This is a genomic window from Methylobacterium sp. CCH5-D2 (genome assembly GCF_001556475.1).
GTDB classification, from domain to species: Bacteria; Pseudomonadota; Alphaproteobacteria; order Rhizobiales; family Beijerinckiaceae; genus Methylobacterium; species Methylobacterium hispanicum.
This window is the reverse complement of sequence record NZ_LSIX01000740.1, coordinates 1-1,325: the sequence shown is the minus strand read 5'-3', so window position 1 is coordinate 1,325 and position 1,325 is coordinate 1. Positions and strand designations below refer to the sequence as shown.

Here is a 1,325-nt window from a genome sequence, read left to right as displayed (position 1 = left end):
GGCCAACACCACCCGCAAGGTCGAGATGACGGCCGGGCGCTCGGTGATCATCGACCTGCCGCGCGACGCCAAGGAGGTGTTCGTGGCAAACCCCAAGGTCGCCAACGCCGTGGTGCGCTCGACCCGCAAGGTCTTCGTCATCGGCATGGAGAACGGCACCACCTCGATCTTCATCCTCGACGCGGAGGGACGCCAGATCGCCGCCCTCGACGTCACGGTGGCGCGCGACCTCAACCTCAACGTGCTGCGCCAGATCCTCGGCCAGAGCATCCCGGGCGGGCGCTTCGACGTGCGCTCCAGCGGCGATTCGGTGCTGCTGTCGGGCTCGGTGAACTCTGCGGCGGAGGCCCAGCAGGCCATCGACATCGCCAACGCCTTCGTGGGCTCGTCGGGAGGCGGCGGCGGCGGCGGGGCCAGCAGCGCGGGCATCGCGGGCGGCGCCCGCGGGGCGGTGATCAACAACCTGACGATCCGCGGCAAGGATCAGGTGATGCTGCGCGTCACCGTCGCGGAGGTCTCGCGCACCGTCCTGAAGCAGCTCGGCGTCAACCTGAGCGGCGGCTGGTCGAACCTCAACTTCGTGAACGCCGCACCGCTCGCCGTGTCCGGCGGCCAGTTCCCCAACGGCAACCTGATCTCCGGCACGATCACGGGGGCGGGCGGCGCGAGCCTGACGGCGACGCTGAAGGCCTTCGAGCAGGCGGGCGTCTCGCGCATCCTCGCCGAGCCGACGCTCACCGCGATCTCGGGCGAGTCGGCCAAGTTCACCGCGGGCGGCGAGTTGCCGGTCCCGTCGAGCCAGTCCTGCACGCCGGCCCTCGTCCCCGGGCAGCAGCCGACCTGCGTCGTCGGCATCGCGTTCAAGAAGTACGGCGTCAGCCTGAACTTCACGCCCGTGGTCCAGTCCGAGAACCGGATCTCGATCCGCGTCGGAACCGAGGTCAGCGAGGTCGATCCGCAGAACTCCTACAGCTTCGTCAGCGGCAACGCGACGACCGCCGTGCCGGGCCTGACGGTGCGCAACTCCGAGACGACCGTCGAGCTGCCCTCGGGCAGCACCATGATGACGGCCGGCCTGATCCAGCAGAAGAGCAAGGCGGCGGTCTCCGGCCTGCCGGGCCTCGTCAACCTGCCGATCCTGGGCGCCCTGTTCCGCAGCCGCGACTACCAGCGGCAGGAGACGGAGCTGATGATCATGGTGACCCCCTACATCGCCAAGCCGATGGAGCAGCGCCAGGTCACCCGGCCCGACGAGGGCTTCGTGGACGCCACCGACGGCCAGGGCGTCCTGCTCGGACAGATCAACCGCCTCTACGGCGTGGCGG

General features: G+C 69.9%; 1 protein-coding gene. It reads left to right on the top strand.

Annotation, left to right across the window (positions count from 1 at the left end; translation table 11 throughout):
- Positions 1-1,325, top strand: a 1,325-nt coding sequence (locus tag AX737_RS19525) for a type II and III secretion system protein family protein (RefSeq protein ID WP_066924284.1), incomplete at both ends; no start/stop codon positions are given.